Origin of the sequence: Mycoplana dimorpha (genome assembly GCF_003046475.1) — a bacterium.
In the GTDB taxonomy this organism is placed as follows: domain Bacteria; phylum Pseudomonadota; class Alphaproteobacteria; order Rhizobiales; family Rhizobiaceae; genus Mycoplana; species Mycoplana dimorpha.
In genome coordinates, this window is sequence record NZ_PZZZ01000008.1 from 17,581 (window position 1) to 41,104 (window position 23,524).

The 23,524-nt window shown below is 64.9% G+C and carries 20 protein-coding genes and 1 tRNA gene; 7 read left to right on the forward strand and 14 right to left on the reverse strand.

All coding sequences use genetic code 11. From position 1 onward, the window contains the following. Positions 1-612: 612 nt before the first annotated feature. The 4 genes from C7449_RS17815 to C7449_RS17830 all read right to left on the reverse strand — a co-directional run bounded on the left by C7449_RS17815 (position 613) and on the right by C7449_RS17830 (position 4,954). Positions 613-2,052, reverse strand: coding sequence for an AAA family ATPase (locus C7449_RS17815; protein WP_146165102.1), 1,440 nt, complete (start codon positions 2,050-2,052; stop codon positions 613-615). A 408-nt stretch (positions 2,053-2,460) separates the two neighbouring features. After that, a tRNA-Lys gene (locus C7449_RS17820) sits at positions 2,461-2,536 on the reverse strand. Positions 2,537-2,794: 258 nt separating this feature from the next. Next, on the reverse strand, positions 2,795-3,712 hold the full coding sequence (locus C7449_RS17825; RefSeq protein ID WP_108004259.1) for a PhzF family phenazine biosynthesis protein: 918 nt from the start codon (positions 3,710-3,712) through the stop codon (positions 2,795-2,797). A gap of 138 nt (positions 3,713-3,850) precedes the next feature. Further along, positions 3,851-4,954 carry an endonuclease/exonuclease/phosphatase family protein gene (locus tag C7449_RS17830; protein ID WP_108004452.1) on the reverse strand — a complete coding sequence of 368 codons (1,104 nt, stop codon included), beginning with the start codon at positions 4,952-4,954 and terminating at the stop codon, positions 3,851-3,853. A 153-nt stretch (positions 4,955-5,107) separates the two neighbouring features. On the opposite strand from C7449_RS17830, the gene C7449_RS17835 reads away from it, so the two are divergent. After that, a complete protein-coding gene (locus C7449_RS17835; protein ID WP_108004260.1) occupies positions 5,108-6,721 on the forward strand; it encodes a hypothetical protein in 1,614 nt (537 codons plus the stop codon). A 210-nt stretch (positions 6,722-6,931) separates the two neighbouring features. Here the strand turns inward: C7449_RS17835 and C7449_RS17840 are convergent, their stop codons facing one another. The 3 genes from C7449_RS17840 to C7449_RS17850 all read right to left on the reverse strand — a co-directional run bounded on the left by C7449_RS17840 (position 6,932) and on the right by C7449_RS17850 (position 11,536). Beyond that, positions 6,932-8,149, reverse strand: a complete 1,218-nt coding sequence (locus tag C7449_RS17840; RefSeq protein ID WP_108004261.1) for an aminotransferase-like domain-containing protein — start codon at positions 8,147-8,149, stop codon at positions 6,932-6,934. A gap of 158 nt (positions 8,150-8,307) precedes the next feature. Beyond that, the gene (locus C7449_RS17845; protein ID WP_108004262.1) at positions 8,308-10,881 is read right to left on the reverse strand and encodes a sensor domain-containing protein; all 2,574 of its coding nucleotides are present in this window, start codon (positions 10,879-10,881) and stop codon (positions 8,308-8,310) included. 100 nt (positions 10,882-10,981) lie between these two features. Beyond that, positions 10,982-11,536, reverse strand: a complete 555-nt coding sequence (locus C7449_RS17850) for an RBBP9/YdeN family alpha/beta hydrolase (RefSeq protein ID WP_108004263.1) — start codon at positions 11,534-11,536, stop codon at positions 10,982-10,984. Between the two features lie 156 nt (positions 11,537-11,692). Between C7449_RS17850 and C7449_RS17855 the strand changes: the two genes are divergently transcribed. Further along, entirely contained in the window at positions 11,693-12,535 is an 843-nt protein-coding gene (locus C7449_RS17855) for a DUF2189 domain-containing protein (protein WP_108004264.1), read from the forward strand. Positions 12,536-13,165: 630 nt separating this feature from the next. Here C7449_RS17855 and ilvC read toward each other — a convergent pair. Then, a complete protein-coding gene (gene ilvC / locus C7449_RS17860; RefSeq protein WP_108004265.1) occupies positions 13,166-14,185 on the reverse strand; it encodes a ketol-acid reductoisomerase in 1,020 nt (339 codons plus the stop codon). Between the two features lie 45 nt (positions 14,186-14,230). Further along, positions 14,231-14,923: a TetR/AcrR family transcriptional regulator gene (locus C7449_RS17865; RefSeq protein WP_108004266.1), complete on the reverse strand. Its 693-nt coding sequence runs from the start codon at positions 14,921-14,923 to the stop codon at positions 14,231-14,233. Between the two features lie 442 nt (positions 14,924-15,365). Here C7449_RS17865 and C7449_RS17870 point away from each other — a divergent pair, with 442 nt between their 5' ends. Further along, complete coding sequence (locus C7449_RS17870) at positions 15,366-15,749, forward strand: BRA0787 family protein (protein ID WP_108004267.1); 384 nt, start codon at positions 15,366-15,368, stop codon at positions 15,747-15,749. A 93-nt stretch (positions 15,750-15,842) separates the two neighbouring features. Here C7449_RS17870 and C7449_RS21970 read toward each other — a convergent pair whose 3' ends face one another. After that, positions 15,843-16,028, reverse strand: a complete 186-nt coding sequence (locus C7449_RS21970) for a hypothetical protein (RefSeq protein WP_146165103.1) — start codon at positions 16,026-16,028, stop codon at positions 15,843-15,845. Between the two features lie 30 nt (positions 16,029-16,058). Here C7449_RS21970 and C7449_RS17875 point away from each other — a divergent pair, with 30 nt between their 5' ends. Continuing rightward, entirely contained in the window at positions 16,059-16,268 is a 210-nt protein-coding gene (locus C7449_RS17875) for a cold-shock protein (RefSeq protein ID WP_108004453.1), read from the forward strand. Between the two features lie 159 nt (positions 16,269-16,427). Here the strand turns inward: C7449_RS17875 and C7449_RS17880 are convergent, their stop codons facing one another. Continuing rightward, a complete protein-coding gene (locus C7449_RS17880; RefSeq protein WP_108004268.1) occupies positions 16,428-17,699 on the reverse strand; it encodes an NAD(P)/FAD-dependent oxidoreductase in 1,272 nt (423 codons plus the stop codon). A gap of 76 nt (positions 17,700-17,775) precedes the next feature. Continuing rightward, entirely contained in the window at positions 17,776-18,240 is a 465-nt protein-coding gene (locus tag C7449_RS17885) for an Lrp/AsnC family transcriptional regulator (protein WP_108004454.1), read from the reverse strand. Positions 18,241-18,415: 175 nt separating this feature from the next. Here C7449_RS17885 and C7449_RS17890 point away from each other — a divergent pair, with 175 nt between their 5' ends. Next, entirely contained in the window at positions 18,416-19,138 is a 723-nt protein-coding gene (locus tag C7449_RS17890) for an aspartate/glutamate racemase family protein (protein WP_108004269.1), read from the forward strand. A gap of 94 nt (positions 19,139-19,232) precedes the next feature. Here the strand turns inward: C7449_RS17890 and C7449_RS17895 are convergent, their stop codons facing one another. Next, entirely contained in the window at positions 19,233-19,985 is a 753-nt protein-coding gene (locus C7449_RS17895; RefSeq protein WP_108004270.1) for a pyridoxine 5'-phosphate synthase, read from the reverse strand. Positions 19,986-20,329: 344 nt separating this feature from the next. Here C7449_RS17895 and C7449_RS17900 point away from each other — a divergent pair, with 344 nt between their 5' ends. Further along, the gene (locus tag C7449_RS17900) at positions 20,330-21,004 is read left to right on the forward strand and encodes a MerR family transcriptional regulator (protein ID WP_170115935.1); all 675 of its coding nucleotides are present in this window, start codon (positions 20,330-20,332) and stop codon (positions 21,002-21,004) included. 75 nt (positions 21,005-21,079) lie between these two features. Here the strand turns inward: C7449_RS17900 and C7449_RS17905 are convergent, their stop codons facing one another. After that, a complete protein-coding gene (locus C7449_RS17905) occupies positions 21,080-22,207 on the reverse strand; it encodes an ATP-dependent DNA helicase (RefSeq protein ID WP_108004272.1) in 1,128 nt (375 codons plus the stop codon). Positions 22,208-22,377: 170 nt separating this feature from the next. On the opposite strand from C7449_RS17905, the gene C7449_RS17910 reads away from it, so the two are divergent. Next, entirely contained in the window at positions 22,378-23,466 is a 1,089-nt protein-coding gene (locus tag C7449_RS17910; RefSeq protein WP_374828204.1) for an AbrB family transcriptional regulator, read from the forward strand. The last annotated feature ends 58 nt before the right edge of the window (positions 23,467-23,524 follow it).

Sequence of the window (23,524 nt, forward strand, 5' to 3'; positions counted from 1 at the left end):
GTTAACTTGTTGCTGGCTGACAACGTTTATCGCAGGATGCCAAGGTTCGAGCATGAACGCGAATCCGTTGTGTCCTTAGAACCTGCGCCTGACCAGGCAGCGATCTGACCAACCCAGACCATGCCTCACTGCACGAATCCTTCGCACCCGGAATGGAGCGCTCCGAAGCTAGTCCGTATTCTTCGAAGGCCGCCTCTTCAGAGTTTCTCTGCGTTTCCCTTGGGACACGATCCTGCGCCCGACTTTGGCCGGCTTGAATCCCGCCTTTGACAGCGCTTCGCCAAATGTCTCATTGTCGTCTGCGGTTTCATCGATCGGGCTGACGTCGCCGGCTATGCCTGCAGGGTTCCTTTCATCGTGTGGCACGCCAGTTTGCTGTTTCGCCAGTCCGAGATCGCGAGGGCGTGGGCGGACAGGTTCAAACCTTGTCCCGAATCCATATTTCCGCCTCAGAAACTGCCAGGGGGGACGTAGATGTGAGCTAGGCCGCATCCGCTGTCCCCCCGCGCTCAATCCTGACAGAGCGGTGGTTGACCGCATCCGCCGCTAGGGAGGCCAGACGATCCCGCTCGACGGTGAGCATTGCCAAGACTCGATGATATTGCGCCGCGATTATCTCTGTGACTTCCTTCTCAAGGTTTTCGGGCAATCCTTTCTCGTCCAGCTCTTCAACGGAGCCGATAAATATCGGCGTCGAACCGGACCGTAGGAGCCGACCAACCGCCGAGCTATAGACGAAGCCCGCTCGATATCGCTGCCGATCGTGCCGCCTGAGCCCAGCGACCGATCACCGAACACGGCCGCTTCGGCAGCCATACCGGCCAGCCCCACTGCCATGCGGTTGAGGAGGCTCGTTTCCGTCGGGACGTGGTCTTCCGTCAATTCATATGAAATCAGCCCGCCAAGGTATGCTTGAGCCGATGACTCAAACGAGTCCTTGATTTCGATGGTGGCGCTGGTCGCGTATCCGACCGCAAGCGAGATCAACGCATGACCGGCTTCGTGCACCGCGAGCCGAAGCAAGTCTTGCGGTGTGTAGCGTGTCTTTTCCGGAAGCTGAGCGCTCAGATCCCGTATTCCAGCCCTCGATCCTGATGTCGGGCAGTCTTCCGCGCATCGCGCACGATCTTTTCCAAAGCCGCGCCAGACTTGCCATCCAAATATTCGGCAATCTCGGCCAAGGATTCGAGCGGCTAGCTTCCCTCCACGTGGTTGTTGCAGCCGACCGGCGCGCAATATCGCGGGGTCGATCCAGTCTAGAAAGTTCGTGGCGCCAATCACCACGACACCCTCACCCAATCCCGTCAACAGGCTCAGAAACTCGTTAAGGACGATCTGCCAATAGTGGTTGCCGCGGCGACCGGTGGGCTTGCTCGATCGGCTGCCGATGCTGTCCAGTTCGTCGATGAAGAGGACGGCCCCTCGGCCGTCGTTCGCATCTTCGAAACAGCTCCTCATCGCCATCAGTGTGTCGTCGAGGGCTCCGGCCGACTGCCATTCGCCGATGGTCGTGGAGATCAGCCTCAGTCCCAGTGCGCTCGCCAGTGCGGCCGCAAAGAACGTCTTGCCTGTCCCCGGCGGGCCTGAAATCAGCGCGCCACCAGCGACCTCCTGCCATGGCAAATTGCCTTCGCGCCATCGGGCCACGTCGGACCGTAGTCCTCGAGCCCAGCGCTTCGCTTCGTCGTATCCCGGCAACTCTGTGTCCGGATGTTCCAGGTCTTCGAGCGTGGCGACCTCCTGAGTTCCGAGATCGCTTTTGAGGATTGCGGCAAGCACAACGTTTTGCCGTTTCGGAGCGAGCAGAGCAGCATGCTGGTCGGAAATCGGAGGTCTCCCCGAAAGGCGACGCGCGGCATGAATGTGGCTTGCCGTCGGAGGCTTGACAACCATCACCGCCAGGGCAGCAAACCGGACGTCCTTTGGAACCTCGTTGATGTGCTTGGCAATCAATACCGCCAATCCCTTGAGATCGAACACCGTCACGGGCTCGTGGGCCTTGCCCTTCTTCCTGGGCGGATTGGCAAGCCGTATCATGGCGCGCCGCGACACCCACTCCTCCCGGTCGGCAGCGATCGCGTCGTAGGCAGCGACTTCATAGTCATGTGTTCGATAGCCGGGCTCGGACGCGCGCCTCGATCCTGCTTCAGACCTGCTATGAACAACAGGGTATCGTGTTCGTCCGCCCGACCATTGGGCAGGGTTGGGGGCTGATCGACAATTCGCAGGGGAGCAAGGCAGGCGGGCAGGATTCGAGCGAAGGATAGCGGCCGCCTCGAATCCGGGACTCCGGGGCCAAGTCCGCACGCGCGCCCAGCCCCGCGCATTCAGAGTTCAGTTCGGGATTCTTCCGGGAATCTGCGCTCCAGACCAGCGCTTTTGCGGCCAAACCGCCGTGAAGACGTCTAGCTTTCGCGAAGTCCCCTGCCATTCTAAAAAATTGAAATATCACGGGAAACTTGGTGGGTGATCACGGGCTCGAACCGTGGACCCGCTGATTAAGAGTCAGCTGCTCTACCAACTGAGCTAATCACCCGCCGTCAGGACCGCGTCGCTGCGGTCTGATGGGGCGTATAATGGCGTTCTCCGACCTTGTCTACCCGGTCGCGAAAAATTTCTTCGCGGCGGCACAATTTTCCACGCCGGTCCGCATCCGACAGCGAATACTGCGAGCTCATTTTCTGGCCTCTTCCGACCACAGCCGCGACCGTCGCGGGCTTCGCGTCTGCCGTTGCTGCTCGCGGGCCTGCCGCGCACCTCGGCCCATCGCGTCCGGGGGTAAGCAAGCGCCAGGTCAGAGTTCGAGCGTGCCGGATGCGATGCGGATCGCCTGCCCGCCGATCCGCGCCCCCGCGATTTCACCGTCGGCGACGTCGAGATGGAGGTGGATGAAGGATGGCCGCTCCATTTCAATGCCCTGCTCGATCAGGATCGGATGATGGCCGTCCACCAGTTGGTCGAACAACTGGATGGCGCCGGAAAGGGCCGCCACCGCCGATCCGGTGGCCGGATCCTCGCCGATGCCGATCTCGGCGGGGAACATGCGGGCGTGAAAGCGGGCGAGATGGTTCACCCCGCCCCGGCAGTAGAGATAGGCCGATGCCAGCCGCCCGTCGGCAAAGGGAACGCAGCGCTGCCACAGCACCGGGTCGAACTCCGCCGACGACGCCGCGACAAGGTCGTGGACCGGCACCATGACGAAGGCGACGCCGGCGCTCCAGAGCGAGGGAATGTGGTTTTCGAAGCCGATCTGGCTCATCTTCAGGCCGAAGGCGTCGGCGATCGCCTGCCGGTCCAGCACCGCGTCCAGCCGCACCGACCGCCGCGGCACGTCGAACTCGGCGAAGGCAGCCCCGCTGGACGGCAGCCGCACCGCGCATCGCACCGGGCCGATGTTCTCCTCCAGCACGCTGACGAGGTCGAGCGGGCGCCCCGCCTCCCTGTTGAGCATCTCGGCGATCGCCACGGCCGCGCCGACCGTCGGGTGGCCGGCGAAGGGCAGCTCGTCGACGGGAGTGAAGATGCGCAGCTTCGCCGCGTGCGCGGGGTTCCGCGCGGGCTTGACGAACACCGTCTCGGACAGGTTGAACTCGCCAGCGATCGCCTGCATCTGCGCGTCATCCAGGCCATCGGCGTCGAAGACGACGGCAAGCGGATTACCCGCCAGCCTGCGGTCGGTGAAAACGTCGTAAACGGCGTATCGGCGCGACACGGCATACTCCCTGGCGATTGTCCCGATTGGCAAACTGCACGACGCCTTCGTCTCCGGCAAGAGGCTAATCACGCCGGTGCGGGGGATGACTAGGCGCCGCCTCGAGGGCGGATGGCGGGACGTCAATGACGCCGCGCATCACACGTCCAGCGTCATCACCACCGGGCGGTGATCGGAGGCCTTCGGGCGGTCCCAACCGATGCGCGGGTAGCGCTCCACCTCCTGGCCCGGCGGAAAGATGGTCCGGTAGGGCTGGCCGGCGCGGATGATCTCCGGCACCCGCGAATGGTTGCGGCGGGCCAGTTCGGGCGAAAGCAGGATGTAGTCCAGCTGGCAGAGATACCGGTCGTCCGGCCCCATGTTGTGGTAGAGCGTCCAGCGGTCGTCCTCGGCGGGGCGCAGCACCGGGTTTTCGACGAAACCGTCCCCGGTGAAGACGTCGACGGCGCTCACGCCCTCCTCGACCCGGCGGAAGACGTAGCCGTTGCGTCGGTCTCCCTCGACGATGATCCGCTCCCGGTAGTCGTTCAGGTCGCCGCAGATGGCGAAGCGCTTGTTTGCCGTCCGCCCGGCGCCGAAGCGGTCCTCGATGATGCGGCGGACCGCCTTCGCTTCGGCGATCCGGACCGGCATTGTCGACGAACGCCCGTCCAGGCCGTCGCGCCCCGGCCCCATCGACTTGAAATGCACCACGTAGAGCGTCAGCGGCCGCCCGCCGATCCGCAGGTCCAGTTCCAGGCAGTCGCGCTTGAAGATGCGGTCATCGGGCGTGAGCGGCGCGAGTTCGGGCAGATACAGGTCGAGATCGCGATAGGTGAGAGCCGCATGGCTGCGCACGTCCACGCATTCGATGGCCTGGCCGTCGCGCGTGCGCTCCCGCATCAGCACGGCGACGTCGATGCCGCGCTTGTCATTTCCTTCGATCAGGTAACGCTGGCGATAGCCGTTGCCGGCCATCCTGAAGAGGTAGCCGTACTCGAAAGCCTGCAGCGATTCGATGTTGTCGACCTCCTGCAGGCAGAGGATGTCGGCATCGGTGTCGGCGATCGCCAGCGCCGATTGCTGGCGCGAATCGTCGGTCAGCGCGATGGCCCGCGCCTCCTCCAGCCGCTGGAACTCCGCCTCGGTCCTGATGCTGAACAGCCGCAGCACCCGGTCCTGGCGCGCCTGGTTGCGGAAGCCGCTGAAATCGAAACGCGAGATAAGGTTTTCGACATTGAAGGTGGCGAGGCGAACGGACATCTGCATTGCAACCGTTGAAATGACGCGCAGTTTAGCCGCCATCAGCCGAATGGGAAGCGATTTCCCGCTGCGGCCACGGACACATCCCGCTTGTGTCCCATATCCTGAGGCTTCATCATCGCGGCGATCCCGATTCCGGGCCGAGGCAGTGAAATGAAGGCGTGGTCGTTCGCAAGTCTCACAATCCTCGCCGCCAGCGTTCTGACCTGCCTGCTGGCCGCAGCCCCTGACGCAAGCGCCGCCGGCTCTTACCTCACGGAACGCGGCGAGGCCGCAAGGGCTGTGGATTCCATCATCGCGGCGACGGGGCGGTCCCCCCGGCTGCTGGCCGTGCGGCTGACCGACAGGAACGTCACCGTCGAGCTGCAGGGCGAGCATGCCCCTGCGAATGTCGACGAATGGCGGATCGGCATCGTCAGGCGCTTCTTCTTCGACTTCGAGACCACGGTCGGCCCTCGGGCCTCCGATACACCCGGCCTCGTCTCCGACACGACCGGGGGCTTCTTCGGACGGGACGAGATCGCCCTGGAGCGGGTTCCGGAGGTGGTTGCCCACGCGATCGCCTATGCCAGGCTCGAAGACGAGGCGCATGTGCAATCGATAGAGATCGCCCGGCAGGTCAGCATCCTGCCCGAGCCCGCCTACGGGGAGATCGGCTGGTCGATCTATGTCACCTCCGGCCGCGAGAGCGCGACGGTTCGCGCCGACGCCGCCGGCAACATCATCGGCGGCGACCTGTCCAACACCAACCGCGCCCGCCGCATGGACCTTCTGACAAATTCCGACTGGCCGAAACGGGAGGCGATGGCGGCGCTTGCCGCGATCTTTGGGGAAGACCGGCGGCTGCGGGAATTCACGGTGCGACCGCGAGCGTTGTCGGTCAGCGCCGACCATCCTTCGATCGCCGGGCGAAAGGAGGATTATACCTGGACGATTTCCGGCGTCACCCGCTCTCCCCTGCTGTCACCCCTCGTCCACGGGGCAAGCACGGCAGAACTCTTCTCACTCAAGGACGTGGACCTGAACGGGCTGGAGCGCATCCGCCGGATCGCGCGGCGCGAATGGGGCAACGACGAAGCGCGACTTCAAGCCATGACGCTAAGGCGCGAACGCGCCGTTCGAGGCACGGAACTGCGATGGGTGGTCCATTTCGACGACGGGGCCGTCGACGGCAAGGGTGACGGCAATGGCACGGTCGAGGTTACCCCCGACGGCACGGTTCGACAGGTCGACCTGCCCGACAGCCGCCAGCCGAGGCGCGACCGCCTTGCACCGCAAGCCATAGCCGACACGCTTCGGCGCGTGGCCGCCGAGTTCCCGCAAGCGGCGCGGTTCGCCGAACTCGGCTTCGACGCCAACGAGACCCGCATCCTTGCCGAAGACCCGAATCGACCCGGCGCCATGGCTGAATTCGTGGCGGACGACACGCATGTCGCCCGGTCCGCGATGCGGATGCCCTGGGACGAGGATTTCCGCCCGGAGCGCCTGTTCACGATGGAGGCCATCGAGACCTTTACCGGCTCCGGCCGGCTCGCCGAGTTCCGGGCGCGCGCCTACCGTCGCCTCGGCGTGGACGATCACGCGATGCCGATCGCCCGCTACACCTTCGCGATCGGCCAGGCCATGGGCCCGGATGGCACCTACATGGTGCCCTCGCCCGATGGCCGGCTGACAATGGAGATCCGGGTGGAAAGCCCCGACGGTAAGAGCGCCGGCCGGGTCACCTATGCGTCCTCCGGCGAGGAAATCGACGTTGTGATGCCGTAACCGGCATCGTCGTGATGCCGGCAGCATTCAGAGGAGCGCCGCTCAGCACGCTGCCGCTGACTTTGCACATGCTGTGGGGATCGCCTGCCGGTTTTCCCGGTCTGTGCTCGACGACGGGCGCAGCCTTGCGCGGCGGCGCCCGGTCTTCTTGATCGGCTTGCCCTTCGCCGAGGCCGGAACCGCCCGGCGGGCGGTTCCGAAAAACAAGCGTCAGGCCAGTTCCTCGCGGATCAAGGCGCCGAGGCGGCTTATGCCTTCGTCGATCGTCTTCTCGTCGGCACAGGAGAAGGAGATGCGCAGCGTGTTGGCGCCGCTGCCGTCGGCGTGGAAGGCCTTGCCCGGCACGAAGGCAACCTTCTTGGTCTCGATCGCCTTGGCCAGCAGCGTTGCCCCGTCCATGCCTTCCGGCAGCGTCACCCAGATGAACATGCCGCCTTCCGGTTTCGTCCAGCGCACGCTTTCGGGCATGTACTTCGCGAGTGCGGCAAGCATCGCGTCGCGCCGCTTGCTGTAGGCGGCCTTGATCTTCTTCACCTGCGCGTCGAAGCCACGTTCGGTGACGTGTGCGATCGCCATCTGGTTGATGGTCGAGGAATGCAGGTCGGCGGCCTGCTTCATCAGCACGAGCTTGCGGATGATGTCGGCATTTGCCACGACATAGCCGATCCGCAGCCCCGGCGCGAGCGTCTTGGAGAAGCTGCCGCAGTAGATGGTGCGGGTGGCATTGATGTCGCCCTTGCGTGCGATCTCCAGGGCGAGGATCGGCGGAATGGCCTCGCCGTCGAAGCGCAGCGACTGGTAGGCCGCATCCTCGATGATGGCGATGTCGAGCTCGTCAGCCAGGTCGATCAGCCTTTCGCGGCCGGCCCGATCTACCGTCTCACCGGTCGGATTGGCGAAGTCGGCGGAAAGATAGGCGAACTTCACCTTGCCGCCGGCCTCCTGCGCGGTCTTGCGGTAGGACTCCGGCGTGCGGTTGCCGCTCAGCGCCAGCTTGTCGTAGTTCGGCTCATAGGCGTTGAAAGCCTGCAGCGCGCCGAGATAGGTCGGCCAGGTGACGAGGGCCGTGTCGCCGGGCGAGAGGAAGAGCTTGCCGAGATAGTCCAGGCCTTGCTGCGATCCCGATACGATGAAGACATTGTCCGCCGAGCAGGTGATGCCAAGCTTGCCCATCTCGCCGGTCAGCCATTCGCGCAGCGGCTTGTAGCCCTCGCTTACCGAGTACTGCAGGGCGGCGTTGACGGCGCTGCCGGAGAAGATGTCGGCATAGGCCGCCTTGAACTCCTCATCCGGAAACAGCGCCGGATCGGGGATGCCGCCGGCAAAGGAGATGATGTCCGGGCGGTCGAGAAGTTTCAGCAGCTCGCGGATTTCGGACGCCTTCATCCGGGACGAACGCGTGGCAAAGATGTCTTCCCAGTTCAGCATGGGGGATTTCCTCGGTATTTCGAATTGCTGGAGAGGACCACACAGGCCAATTTAAGTCAATATTACTGACCTATACCCGCGCGCTTTCGGGAGGCCGTAGCACCGCCCCGCCCGATCGGCAAGAGCGCGTACGGCAAAGTTGCGGCGCCCCGCCGGCGTCAGCCCGCAAGGGTGCGCCTGACGCGCTCCTGCAACTCGAGCGGGGAGCCAAATCCGTCCCGCCAGCACTCCGATTGCAGGAAGGCGGCGACCTCACCTGCCGGCATCGGGCGGGCCAGCGCGTAGCCTTGCAGCATGTCGCAGCCCATGTCGCGCAGCATGTGGACGTGCTCGGCCGTCTCGACGCCCTCCGCGGTCACGGTAATGTCGAGCGACCGGCCGATCTCGATGATGGTGGCCACCAGCCGACGCTGGGCCGTCGAACTGCTGATCGGCCGGATGAGTTCCTGATCGATCTTCAGCCGCCGGGGCAGCAGCCTCATCAGCCCGACGATGGAGGCGTGCCCGGTACCGAAGTCGTCGATCTCGATGTCGATGCCGAGCTGCCGCATTTCGGCGAGGTTGTCGAGAACGACCCGGTCGCAATCGTCGAGGAAGGTGGATTCCAGCAACTCGAACGACAGGCGGCCGGGCTCGATCGGGAGTGCCCGCAGCGACGGAGCGAGGTCCGGGTCGTGCAGGCGACGCGACGAGACGTTGACCGACAGCTTGGGTATGTGCAGGCCGGCGCGGTCCCAGCCATCGAGATCGCGCAGCGCCTGCTCGAGGATCTGCCGGTCGATCCACGCCACGACGTTCAGGTCCTCGGCAATGGCCAGGAAAGCGTCCGGCGCGAGCAGGCCGCGGCGGGGGTGCTGCCACCGCGCCAGCGTCTCTACGCCTGCGAGTTCGAGCGTCCGGGCGCAGAACTGCGGCTGGTAGTAGGGGATGAAACTGTGCCGCTCGAGACCCGCCATGATCTCGTCGGCCGTGTTCCGGGTGGCGATGATCTGTGCCTGGAAATCGCTGGTGAAAACCTCGTGGCGGCTGCGCCCCCGGCTCTTTGCCCGGTAAAGAGCGAGGTCGGCGTTGATCAGCAGTTGTCGTCCGTCGATCGACGCGCCAGCGGCACTGGCGATACCGATGCTGGCGCCAAACCGGCAGGTGTTTCCCTCGATCGTCACCGGCGCACCCATGGCCGAGACGATCCGGCCGGCAAGCTCGCCGAGGTCGCCCTGCTCCGGCCCGCAGACGAGAACGACGAACTCGTCGCCACCGATGCGGGCGACGAAATCGCTTGGGCCGATATTGGCTCTGAGCACGTCGGCGGCATGGACCAGCATGCTGTCTCCGGCCGTATGGCCGAGCGTGTCGTTGATCTCCTTGAAACGGTCGAGGTCGACGTGGAGGATCGACAGCCGTGCGCCATCCGCCGCAGCCCGGGCGGCCCGCTCCTCGAGCACCGAATCGAGGTATCGGCGGTTCGGAAGCCCGGTGAGGTGGTCGTGCAGCGCGGTATACTCGATCCGTGCCCTGGCCTCCTCCAGCGCGGCGCTGCGGGCCTCGGCAAGGTCCTTGGCGCGCTGGAGTTCCTGTTGCAGCAGCACGTCCTCGGTCACGTCCCAGTTGGCGCCCACCAGGCGCCGCACGCCGTTGACGTCGACATAGGGAGCGCCGCGGGCCCGGATGTGGCGGATCGCGCCGTCCTCGCGGATGATCCGGAAGGCATGGCTGTATTCCGACCAGTCCTCTATCGCCTGCGTTACGACGGCCGTGGCCGCCTCCCGGTCTTCCGGGTGGAGCGCCTCCTCCCACTCGGTGTTCGCGATCGGGCCGGTGCCCTTGCCGTACATCTGCCGCATCGGCTCGTCCCAGTTGAGGACGCGGGCGTCGAGATCGACTTCGAACACGCCGATGCGCGAGATGTCTAGTGCGAGCTGGAGCCGGCGCGACATTTGCGCCAACATCTCCTCGGCGTTCTTGCGCTCGGTGATGTCGGTGTCGGTTCCGGCGATGCGGGATGGCCGGCCGTCCGGGCCGAACTCCACGACGGCGCCCCGGCTTTCGATCCAGACCCAATGGCCGTCGCGATGGCGCTCGCGATAGGAGAACACGTTGAATGCCGCCTCGGCGGATTCCTGCCGGTCGATTTCGAGGAGCACCCGCTCGCGATCGTCGGGATGCACCGTCGGCAGCCAGCTTTCCAGCGAGCCGTCCACCTCCTCGTCCGGGGTCATCCCGCGGATCGCCTTCCACTGGCGGGAGTAGAACAGCTCGCCCTTGGCGTAATCGTGGTCCCAGACGCCCTGCCCTGCACTTTCCAGCGCGTGGTTCCACCGGCTTTCCCGGTCGGCGAGATCGGCTTCCCGGCGCTTTTGCGCGTCGATATCGACCAACTGGACAAAGAGGTGCTTCGGATTTTCCTCGCCGCAATCGACGAGCGACAGCAGGCACCAGACCGATGTGCCGTCGGTGCGCTGCAGGCGGAGTTCAATCGATTGCTGTTGCATCGCTCCATTCGCACCGGCAAGCGCGCACGAAAGACGGCCGCGATCCTCGTCGGGCACGGCCCGGTCCAGCCGCGGCAGGTCAGCCACGCCTGCGGCGGCGAACAGGCTGAGCAGCGCCGGATTTGCCTGCGTGAAGTTCAGGGCATCGTCGACGGTTCCCATGCCGAACGGAGAATGCTCGGCGACTGCGCCGAGCGGCATGCCCGGACGCGAAATTGGCGTCGATCGCGATGTCGAGCCCATCGATGCGGCTCCCGTTGGAAGAACACCGACGCAGCTTCGGAGAATTGAATGAAGTTCCGATTAATGCCGGCCGGGCTCGGCCGCACCGGAGAGCCGGCAGTCAGGGCTTCAGACGGCTGAGAAACCGGGCGAACACCAGGGTTCCTTCCGGCCAGGGTCCATGCCCGGATTCGGTATTGATGTGACCGGATGAACCGGCGTCGACCAGGAGCGAGCCCCAGGCGTTCGCAATGTCATCGGCGTGGTCGTAGCTGCCGAACGGATCGTTGCGGCTCGCCACCATCAGTGACGGGAACGGCAGAGGATCGCGCGGATAGGGACCGAACGTCATGAGGTGCTTGGGACGGATAGCGGGATTCGTCACCTCCGGCGGCGCCACCAGGAAGGCCCCGACAATCTTGTGGCCGACCTGGGGGACGGCATGGATGGCGGCGGCGACGCCGAGCGAATGGGCGACGATCACCACCGGCCTTTCGGCCGCCTCAACCTCCTCGACCACCCGCCGGACCCAGTCCTCGCGCACCGGCTTGGACCATTCGGCCTGCTCGACACGGCGCGCCGTCGACAGCTTTGCCTGCCAGCGGCTCTGCCAATGTCCCGGCCCGGAATTGGTGTAGCCCGGGACGATCAGTATGTCTGCCTCGGAAACCTTCATGAAGGCGATTTGCGTGCGAAGGGCGCCGGTGTCAAGGGGCAGGACAACTTCATGCGAGAATGCTAATGTTTTAGCGACCATTGATCGACCACCGCAGGGTGGATGGAGGTCCTGCCCGCGGCGTTCCTACGGCCCAACCCGCAAGGAGGACCAAGCATGGCCACTTTTCACGTGATGTCGGACGCGGAAAGCAGGGTCGCCCACCCGCAGATCCGCAAGATCAGCATCGGCGAAGTCTGGGACGCCTTCCTGCTCGGTCTCGACGATTTTCGCCAGCAGCCATCGCACTATGCCTTTCTCTGCATGATTTATCCCCTGTCCGGCGTCGTGTTGATCACCTGGAGTTCCGGTGCCAACCTGCTGCCGATCATCTTCCCGCTCATGGCCGGCTTTGCGCTGCTGGGGCCCCTGTTCGCAGTCGGCCTCTACGAGATCAGCCGCCGCCGCGAGGCCGGCCTCGACACCTCCTGGCAGCATGCCCTCGAGGTCCGCCAGTCCCCGGCACTGCCGGCCATCCTGACGGTCGGGCTGATGCTGCTGGTGCTGTTCGTGACCTGGATCCTGGTTGCTCAAGGCCTGTATGTCAGCCTGTTCGGCCCGCAGCCGCCGCAGACGCTATCGGTGTTCCTTTCCCAGGTGTTCGACACCCGCGCAGGCTGGGAACTGATCGTCATCGGCAACCTGGTCGGCTTCTGCTTCGCCGCCGTGGTGCTCGCAACCACGGTCGTGGCCTTCCCGATGCTGCTTGATCGCGATGTCGGCGCGGTTTCCGCCGTCGAGACATCGCTGCGCGCGACAGTGACGAATCCGGCGCCAGTCGCCTTCTGGGGCCTGATCGTCGCGGTCTGCCTGATCATCGGCACGATCCCGATCTTCGCCGGACTGGCGGTGATGATGCCGATCCTCGGCCATGCGACCTGGCATCTCTATCGCAAGCTGGTCGTGCCGGAAACGGCACCCATTGCTCCGACGTCCGACCTCGCCACAAGTCCAGGCTGAACATGCGGGCCCATCATCCGGGCCGATCGCCCCTGGTGCCCGCAAGCTGGGGGATAGAAAGTCCCGGACGATTTGCCCGGCGGCCGCACGCTGAAGGCAGGCGCCTCGTGGTCGCGCGAAGTCAGGCACCGGCGCCAACAGCATCGCTGCTCATGAGGCAAACGACCGTACGTCGCAGTTGTGGCTGCGTTCCCGTTGCGTCGTCCCTCCGGAGAGGTCCTTCAGGCTTTCCCCTCGCCGAAGATGCTTGCCAGCACCAGCGCGACGATCGCCGTCAGTATCGCCGCGTCGAACCACGCGAAATGGTAGAAAAACGTTGCCATCACACTTTCCTCCGCGATCGTGAAACGACATCGGAGCAATGATGTTCCTTCGTCACCGGGAGGGCAACCCCTGATTGGTGGAGGGTTTCGACGTTCAACGTGTCGGGCGGAAGCCGGCAAGGCAGGCGCAGGTGCCGGCCCAGGCGCTGGGGATCAGAGCCGTTTTTTTGATGCGAGCCTGGAGGTTGCAGAAATGGCTTTGCCAAAAATGGAAAAGCCGGGCGCGTGCCCGGCTTTTCTCACCATCGGTCGTCGGCCAGCCCTCCCGTCGCACGACGGACAGCTTGGCTGACGGCGCTGACGGGCCTTAGTTGACGGCCTTGTCGACCAGCTTGTTCTTGGCGATCCAGGGCATCATGCCGCGCAGCTTGGCGCCGACTTCTTCGATCTGATGCGAGTCGTTGTTGCGGCGAATGCCCTTGAAGCGCGCGCCGCCGGCCTTCCATTCCTGCATCCACTCGGAGGTGAACTTGCCGGTCTGGATGTCCTTCAGGACGCGCTTCATCTCGGCCTTGGTCTCCTCGGTGATGATGCGCGGGCCGGTGACGTATTCGCCCCACTCGGCGGTGTTGGAGATCGAGTAGTTCATGTTGGCGATGCCGCCTTCATAGATCAGGTCGACGATCAGCTTCACCTCGTGCAGGCACTCGAAATAGGCCATTTCCGGCGCGTAGCCGCCCTCGACCAGCGTTTCGAAGCCGGCGCGGATCAACTCGACCAGACCGCCACAGAGGACGACCTGCTCGCCGAACAGGTCGGTTTCGCACTCTTCCTTGAAGTTGGTCTCGATGATGCCCGAACGGCCGCCGCCGACGCCGCAGGCGTAGGACAGCGCGAGGTCAAGGGCATTGCCGGAAGCGTTCTGGTGAACGGCGACGAGGCAGGGAACGCCGCCGCCCTTCTGGTATTCGCCGCGAACCGTGTGGCCGGGGCCCTTCGGGGCGATCATCACGACGTCGAGCGAGGACTTCGGCTCGATCAGGCCGAAATGGACGTTGAGGCCGTGGGCGAACGCGATCGCCGCGCCATCGCGGATGTTGCCGGCGATGTCGGCCTTGTAGATGTCGGCCTGCAGTTCGTCCGGGGTCGCCATCATCAGCAGGTCGGCCCACTTGGCGGCTTCGGCAACCGTCATGACCTTGAAGCCGTCGGCCTCGGCCTTCTTGACGGTCGGCGAACCGGCCTTCAGCGCGATCACGACGTTCTTGGCGCCGGAATCTTTCAGGTTCAGCGCATGGGCGCGGCCCTGCGAACCGTAGCCGACGATGGCAACGTTCTTGGCCTTGATGAGGTTGAGATCGGCATCACGATCGTAATAGACGCGCATTGTGGTTTCCTTCCCTTGCTTGTCCGTTGTTTCCCAAGCGGGCGCCTAGGCGTCCGCCGTTGCATCCACGCCGTAGAGGGCGAGAAAGGACGTCACCGCCCGTTCCGCCCGTGCGGCGAATTCCTGTTTGAGCGCCTGCGGGTCCTCGCCCAGCAGCATGCGCAAGTGGGTGTCGGTGACGATCAGCCCGTAGAGCGTACCGTAGGCCTCGTCCGCGTCGTCGAAGGCGAGAAAGCCGGCCCTGCGCCCCGCCTCCAGCAGGGTCGCCGCGCGCCGGCCGATCTGCCGGCGGCCGCGCTCCTCGAGAAGCCGCCCCAGCGTCGGGCCGCCGCGGCTTGCGGCGCGCCCCTTGCCGACGGTCTGGCCGATCGCCAGCCGGTTGAGGGCCAGCGACACCTCGCCCGACAAGACGTCGAGAAGGTCATGGGCGAAGGCGGAAAGGTTTTTGCGCAGCCCCTCCGAGGTCAGCGCATCGCCGCTCGCGTCGACGGTGCGGACTTTCCCGGCCTGATAGGCGATCATCGCCGACAGCAGCCCGTCGCGGTCGCCGAACCATTTGTAGAGGCTTTCCTTGGAGCAGTTCGCGGCGCGGGCGACACCGGCGGTCGTCACCGCCTTCTCGCCGCCTTCGACAAGCAGGTTCAGCGCGCTTTCGAGAACGGCATTCTGGCGGTCGGTCAAGCCGGCCCGCTCCGTTCCTGTCTCACTGTCCCTGACGACCTGCACCTGCGACTCCATGCGTACCGTACGGTACGGTTCCGATTTATAGCCGGACGCGCATCGCCGGTCAACCGCAATTTCGATACGCCAGCGGCAGCGAACTGCGGGAGTGGCGCCAATTGTCTCGTCACCCCCCCCGAACGGACGAATCCCGGCCGGCGATTCCCGCCGAGCAGGCCAACGCTTCCCCGCCTCAACCGGAACCCACCTCTCACGAAGAGGCCCAGCTGAGCGATGAATCATAGCATGAGGCGACAACATTAACCGTTTGAAATGAAACCATTTGTTCTCAACGCCGCCTAAGTGCGGAATTTTGCGCACGTTTTTTCTCTTCCCAAGTCATTTCCTATCGATAGAATTGGTGAGGTCATTCGTCGTGCGGTGGAAATTTCTGCCAGCGCCGCACGGTGACTGGCCGCTGCAGGAGCAAGCAGCCAACCCGACGCCAAGGAGACAGAAAATGCTGAATTTCCTGCCTGACCTTCACGAAGGACATGCTCCCATCACCCTGCAACACCTGTTTCGCGATGCCATCGATGCCTTCGACGACTGGAAGACCGGCGAAGCCGAGCCGGCGGTGATGCACGAGGGCACGCTGGTGCCGATCAGCACCGTCTTCGAAGCGATGCGCGAATGCACCGACATCGTGCCCAAGACGGTGGTCGGCCTGATCGCCGAGCGCCTCACCAAGCCATGGGATGGCGATGGCCCCCTCGACGTCATGACCTTTTCCACCGCCGCCCGCGTCATGGGCGTCCTGGTTCGCAAGCGCAAATTGCAAGAGAGCGACAACCCGGCGCTGCTCGTTGCAGCCGAGCGCAGCGCCCCGCCGCAGATCCATTGATTGCGAACCGCCGATCGCCGCGCCTGCCGCGCGGCGATCTTTTCAATCCTGCGGCCGGCGCCGGAGCGCCACCCTTCAGGGACGTGCGGTCCTTCAGAAAAACTTCGTCTCAAATCCAAAGCGCTTCCCCTTCTTGACCTTTGGACGCGAAGCGCTTATTTCTCGACCATCGAGAATTGAACGACGACTTTTGCTCTTGCTGTCCTCGATGGCAGCATTTTGACGAACTTCCCCTTCAATTTCGACCACCAGGATTTTGGCCGCATGGCCCAAATCCAAATATATGCCGGAGAAGAAAGGGTTTTCGTCATGGCAACTGGTACCGTAAAATGGTTCAACACCACCAAGGGTTACGGCTTCATCGCTCCCGATAGCGGCGAGCCGGACGTATTCGTGCACATCTCGGCCGTACAGCGCGCCGGCCTCGCCGGCCTGAACGACGGCCAGAAGGTGAGCTACGAGCTCGTCCGCGACCGCAAGTCGGGCAAGATGTCGGCCGATCAGCTGTCCGCAGCCTGATCGCCAAAGCATACTGCTCCGCCGCAAGCCATTTGCTGCGACAGGAGCGAAGGGAAGGCCGGCTTTGCCCGGCCTTTTTTGATTTCCGGCTTCGCGCCCCTAACTAGCCCCGGGTCTCTACCGGATACTCCGCCCCAGGCAGATGGCGCCGCCGCCTCTTCAGTCGCTATCGTCACGGACCGGATCGCGCTGCGTGATCAGCCGGGCGCTTTGCTGATTGGTCAGGAATATCCAGAGCCAACTCCAGGCAACGGCGAAGCGGCTTCGCGTGCCGATCAGGAAGTAGATATGGGCGATCCCCCATATCCACCACGCCAGCCATCCCTTCAGCCTGATCCTTCCAAAATCGATGATCGCCACGTGCCGACCGATGGTGGCGAGGCTGCCCCGGTTTCGATAGCGGAACCGCGCCGGCGGCGCTTGCCCGGCGAGCCGCGCACGGATGACCCGGGCCACGAAGGCACCCTGCTGCTTGGCGGCGGGAGCGATGCCCGGCACCGGACCGCCGTCCTCCGAAAAGACCGCCGCCGTGTCGCCGATGACGAACACGTCGGCCAGGCCCGGCACCGAAAGATCCGGCTCCACCTTAACCCGCCCCGCCCGATCCGCCGCCGCGCCGAGCCAGGCGGCTGCCGGCGAGGCTTCGACGCCGGCGGCCCAGACGATCGTCCGGCTGGCGATCGCCCCGTCGCTCGTCTGCACGCCCTCCCTTTGGCAATCGGTCACCCGCGTATCGGTCATGACTTCGACGCCAAGCGCCGCCAGCGCCCGCGCCGCATAGAGCGACAGCTCTTCCGAAAAACCGGCGAGAATGCGCGGCCCCGCCTCGATCAGGACGACGCGGGCCTTCCGCGTGTCGATATGGCGGAATTCGGTGGGAAGCGTGCGGTACGCGAGCTCGGCGATCATGCCTGCAAGCTCGACGCCGGTCGGCCCCGCACCGACGATGACAAAGGTCTCCAGCGCCTCGCGGGCCGCCGGATCGGCCGCAAGCTCCGCCTGCTCGAAGGCCAGCAGCAGGCGCCTGCGGATGATCGTCGCGTCCTCCAGCGTCTTCAGGCCGGGCGCCCAGCCCGACCATTGGTCATTGCCGAAATAGGCATGCGTCGCGCCGGTCGCGAGGACAAGCGTGTCGTAGCCGATCACCGTCCCGTTCATCAGCGTCACGGTCCTTGCCGCGGTATCGACGCCGGTCACGGAGGCCATCAGCGTCGTCACCTCGGGCCGGTTGCGGTAGAGATGACGGATCGGCCAGGCGATCTCGGAGGTGGCGAGCACCGTGGTGGCCACCTGGTAGAGCAGCGGCTGGAAGAGATGGTGGTTCTTGCGGTCGATCAGCGTGATCGCGACCGGCGCGCCCTTCAGGTCGTTGACGAGTTGCAGGCCACCAAAGCCCGCACCGACCACAACCACCTGATGGCGCTCTGCCATGGACTTCTCCTTCCGCCGCGCCATGGACCGGCCCGGCAATCAAGCAAAGTCATCCGGTGTGACGAGACTACTCCGCCTATCGCGCATAGTCGACCGGCAGGGCCGACCCGCTCTTCAAGACCTCCATCGAGATCGACGCCGAGACATCGAACAGTTCGACCTTGCGGACAATCTCCTTGTAGATGACGTCGTAGTGCTCGACCCGCGGCAGCACGATCTTCAGAATGTAATCGTAGTTGCCCGTCAGCCGGTGCGCTTCGACGATCTCGGCAATGCCGCTGATCGCCTTGCGGAACAGCTCGATCCATTCGTCGCTGTGATGGGCGGTCTTGATCAGGGCGAAGACGGTGGTCGGCACGCCGATCTTGTCGCGATCCAGCACCGCCACCCGCCGGATGATGTGGCCGCTCTCCTCCAGGCGCTGTATGCGCCGCGCGCAGGCCGACAGCGAGAGGCTCACCCGTTCGGCGATTTCGGCGACCGGCACGCCGGCATCGGCCTGCAGCAGAGCCAAGATCTTCCTGTCGCGTTCATCCAGAATCATGCGCACGCTCTTCGCCAGGACAACCATCGTCGCGAATAATTCCTGCATTCTTCGGACAAAGCAACACAGATCGAGCGTTCACCGCAATCGCAGCGATGATCTTTGCGAACAATTGGCGCCATGCCTGCCGCATTATTGCGGACGCAAATTCCGGCAGCGAAAGGGCAGCGGCATGAAGACCATCGGACTTATCGGCGGCATGAGCTTTGAAAGCACGGCGGTCTACTACCGCATGATCAACGAGGCCGTCCGGGCGCGGCGCGGCGGCTTGCGCTCCGCCGACATCGTGCTGCATTCCGTCGATTTCCAGGACATCGTCGATCTGCAGAAGGCCGGCCGATGGGACCGTGCGGGCGAACGCCTCGGCGCGGTGGCAAAGGGGCTGGAGAATGCCGGCGCGTCCTGCGCTCTGATCTGCACCAATACGATGCATCTCGTCGCCGACGAGGTGCAGGCGGCCATCTCGGTCCCGCTCATCAACATCATCGACGAAACGGCCCGCGCGCTGCAGGCCGCCGGGCGCCGGCGCCCGCTGTTGCTTGCCACCCGCTACACGATGGAACACGGCTTCTACGCGGAGCAGATGGCCCACCACGGGCTTGCCGTCATGGTCCCCGACGCGGACGATCGCACCACAGTGCACGACATGATCTTCGAGGAACTGTGCGCAGGCAAGATCCTCGACGCTTCGCGCGACCGGCTGCTGGCGATCGTCGAGACGGCGAAGGCGGCGGGAGCCGACAGCGTCATTCTCGGCTGCACGGAAATCTGCCTGATCCTCGATCCTGCCAACCTGCCCCTGCCAGGCTTCGATTCCACGGCGATCCACGCCACGGCGGCCGTGGATTTCGCGCTCGGTGAAGCAATCGGCCAATCGGCCACCATCGCGGCCTGAGGTAAGCTGATCGCCGGGGCACGTCGTCCGCGAAGTTGCGAGGCGAAGGGCTGGTGTCGGCTACCGGCTATCGCCAGCCCTCTTTGTTGCCCCGTCAGACGTCCTGCCCGCCGGCGCGGCGGAAGCGCCGAACCGTCTCGGCCATGCCGTATTCCAGCGCGTCCGCCGTCAGCCCATGGCCGATCGAAACCTCGGCCAGCGCCGGGATGCGGGCGACGAGTGCGGGCAGGTTTGCCACGGTCAGGTCGTGACCGGCATTGACGTCGAGGCCGAGATCGAGCGCGATATCGGCGGTCTGCCCAAGAACCTCCACCAATTCCGCCGCCCGTGCGGGCTGGTCGAAGCAGCCGCCATACGGCCCGGTGTAGAGCTCGATCCGATCGGCGCCGACCTCTTTCGCGATCGTCAAGGCCTCGCGATCAGGCTCGCCGTCGGCAAACAGCGAAACCCGCAGGCTGAGCCCCTTTAGGCGGCCGACCACCGCCTCGAGCAGCTTGCGGTCCTTGCGGAAGTCCCAGCCATGGTCGGATGTCGCCTGGGCCGGATCGTCGGGCACCAGCGTCACCTGCTCGGGCCGGTGCTCTTCAACAAGCTGCAGGAATTCTTCGGCCGGATAGCCTTCCATATTGAATTCGGCATCCGGGAACGCCTCGTCGATCAGCGTCCGGATCGGGTTGAGATCGGAGAAGCGGATATGCCGCTGGTCGGGGCGCGGATGCACCGTAAGTCCGCTCGCGCCGGCCTCGAGAGCGATGCGGCCCAGTCCGGTGACGCTCGGCCAAGGCAAGTCCCGCCGGTTCCGGAGCATCGCGATCGCATTCAGGTTGACCGACAGTTTCGCAGCCATGGCAGCACCGTTCCTTGTTCACGAACGATGTCTAGCCGGTTGTTTCCTATCGTTCAATCGGCCTTGATCGGTTGCGACGGCCTTCACCGGCCGCCGCGGCGTTCTCCAAACCAGCGCCCGCAGCCTGTCAAAGCCATGCGAAACCCGGCGGCACCCCCAGATATAGGGGTAGGAAACGGCCGTTGCCGACGCTAGTATTTCTGTGTCCGGCAACGGCAGCGCCTATGCGGACAGGTTTTAGCAGACACCACGATCGGCAGTGCGCAGGCGGAGGCGCCGTGCCGGTGGTGCGATCAGACGAGGAACATCGACCCGATGTCGGACCTTCTGCCCCGGTGGGCTTCATGACGATTCGCGCAGCCGACAAGGTCACCGCTTCGGTGATCGACGCCATCCGCTTCCTGCCGGCGGCCCCCCTCCCCGACGATCTTCCGGAGGGTCGGCTGGCCATTGCCGAGATGGCCAATGCTTTCGGCGTCACGCACCGCACGCTGCATTTCTACGAGGAGAAGGGGCTGCTGAGCGCAGCCCGCGTCGGCCCGATGCGGGTTTACGGTCCGGTCGAGATCCAGCAGATGGCGGTGGTCAACACATGCCGGGAGACCGGCATGCCGGTGGCCGCCATCCGTGACATGCTCGACGCACTCGCAGAGGTGCAGAGCCAGGAAGAGGCGGATGCCATCTTCCGCGGCGCCATGATCGCCCGCAAGCGCGAACTGGCAGCGCAGCAAGCCACCATTCAGCGTCAGATGCAGCAGATCGGCGAGTTGCTGGATATCGGTCTCGGAAAGGAAATCGAAATCAACGACAACGTCCGCCCGGAAGCGCTGTCCGAGCTGGAGCTGCGCTGTCTGACGCTGATGGCCGAGGGATATCCGACCACCCGCATCGCCCGCGCGCTCGAGATCGAGCCCGGTCAGGTGCAGGCGATGGAAAAGGAAATCATCCGCAAGTTCAACGGCCACAACCGCTTTCAGGCCGTCGCCAAGGCGGTCCTGCTCGGCATCATCGGCAACTGATCTGCCAGCCGCCTGCAGCGGCGGCATGGCGCCGCCGTGCACGGCGGCCCGGTCGGATCGCCGCCAGGCGCCGAATCAGCGCACGATCGTCAACGTCTCCGCCGCCCGGGTGATCGCGGTGTAGAGCCAGCGCTCGCGCGTGTCGCGGAACGCCCAGCTTTCGTCGAACAGCACGACGTCGTTCCACTGCGAGCCCTGGGCCTTGTGCACGGTCAGCGCATAGCCGTAGTCGAACTCGTCGTAGCGCTTGCGCGTCGACCAGGGAATTTCGCCCTCGGCATCCTCGAACGCCGCCTTCAGGAGCTTGATCTTCGCAGCGCCCCTGTCCATGTCGTCGTCCTCGGGCCGGATCATCAGGTTGATGCCGGGCTTCACGGTCTCCTTCGACGACGTCATCACCTGCCACAGCGAGCCGTTGAGAAGGCCCTTGGCCGGATCGTTGCGCAGGCAGACAAGCTTGTCGCCCGATTGCGGATACTCGGTGGTAAAACCCTTCAGCTCGCGCAGCCGCATGTTGTAGCGCCGCCGCGTGCGGTTGGTGCCGACGAGCACCTGGTCTGCGTCGAGCACCAGCGACTGCGTCACGTCGCCCTTCGAGATCACCTTCGCCGTGCCCCAGTCGCCGTGCATGATCTCCTTGCCCTCGCGGACGTGCATCGCGAGCTGGATGATCGGATTGTCGCGCGCCTGCCGGTGAATGTCGGTGAGCAGGTAGTCGGGCTCCTGGCTGGTGAAGAAGCCCCCGCCCGACACCGGGGGCAGCTGGCCCGGATCGCCGAGGACCAGGATCGGCGTGCCGAAGCTCATCAGGTCCTTGCCGAGCGCCTCGTCCACCATCGAGCACTCGTCGACGATGATCAAGGCGGCCTTGGCCACCGGCGACTGCCGGTTGATCGAGAACATCGGCGAAATCGAGGTCTTGCCGGTCTCCTCGTCGGCGACCTCCTCCTCGCCGCGCGGGCGATAGATCAGCGAGTGGATGGTGCGGGCGTTGCTGGCGCCCTTCGAGCGCAGCACCTGCGCGGCCTTGCCGGTGAAGGCGGCAAACAGCACATCACCGTCCACATGCTCGGCAAAATGCCGCGCAAGCGTCGTCTTGCCGGTTCCGGCATAGCCGAACAGACGGAACAGCGGCGAGCAGCCGTCCTTCAGCCAACGGGAGACCGCCTTGAGCGCCTCGTCCTGTTGTGGTGCGAATTCCATGGGCCCGACTTGGCAGGATTGGAGCCGGGATGCAAGAGAAAGAGCTTTGCCCGACGCGCGGTGAACGGCCCGGGAATGGCGGGAGCCGCGGCGACCGAGGCGTTTTGCGGTGGCGCGGCGGACGCAACCGCAATATGTAGTCGTGTCACCCGCCACCGGAAGGCATCCCATTGCGCATCGACAGCTCATCGTCCGATCCGGTCGCCGAGTCCTTCGGTCTCGGACGTCTGCCGGCGGCCGTGCAATGGCTGCTGCTCGTCTGCCTGTCTGCGCCACTTGCGGCCGGATTCGAATCGATCGGTCTTCCTGCCGGCCTGCTGATGGGACCGATGCTGGCCGGCATCGTCATCGGCATGAACGGCGGCACCATCCGCTTGCCCGGCACCTTCTTCTTCCTGGTCCAGGTGGTGCTCGCCATGATGATCGCCGGCATGGTTTCGCCCGATCTGGCCGGCACCTTTCTGAGCCGGTGGCCGCTTTTTCTTGCGATCGTCCTGTCCGTCATCGCAGTGAGCACGCTCAGCGGCTGGGTGATGACGCGCATGCGCATCCTGCCCGGCACCACGGCGATCTGGGGCTCGTCGGCCGGGGCCGCCTCGACCATGCTGCTGATGGCCGGCGCCTATGGTGCCGACGTCCGCCTCGTCGCCTTCATGCAGTATCTGCGGGTGGTGTTCGTCGCGACGCTGGCGACCCTGGTCGCCCGTTTTGCCGGTCAGCAGGCGGCGGGCGGCGAGCAGACGATGTTCTTCGCCCCCGTCGATCTGATCAGCGTCGCCCTGACGCTTGCCGTCGGCATCGGCTGCGGCTTCGCCGGCCGGCGCCTGCGAGTCCCGGCCGGCGCCTTCCTGGCGCCCTTTGCCATCGGCTCTACGCTGAGCCTGACCGGCACGCTCCACGTCGAGCTGCCGCAATGGCTGCTGGCCCTCGCCTTCGCGCTGCTCGGCTGGAACATCGGGCTGGGCTTCACGCGATCGATCCTGCAACACGCCCGCCGCGCCGTGCTCCCGACGATCGTCTCGATCGTCGTGCTGATCGGTTTTTCGGGCGTGCTGGCGGTCATGCTCGTCGCCACCCTCGGCATCGATCCGATGACCGCCTACCTGGCGACCAGCCCGGGCGGCCTCGATTCGATCGCCGTCATCGCCGCATCCAGCAATGTCGACCTTTCCTTCGTCATGGCGTTGCAGACGGCCCGCCTGGTGATCATCACCGTAGCCGGCCCGTTCATCGCCCGCTTCGTCGCCGACCGAGCCTGAGACGCCGGCTCGCCCGGCAGCGCGTCATAGCTCGAAAGAGCGGGTCCGCACCCCTGAT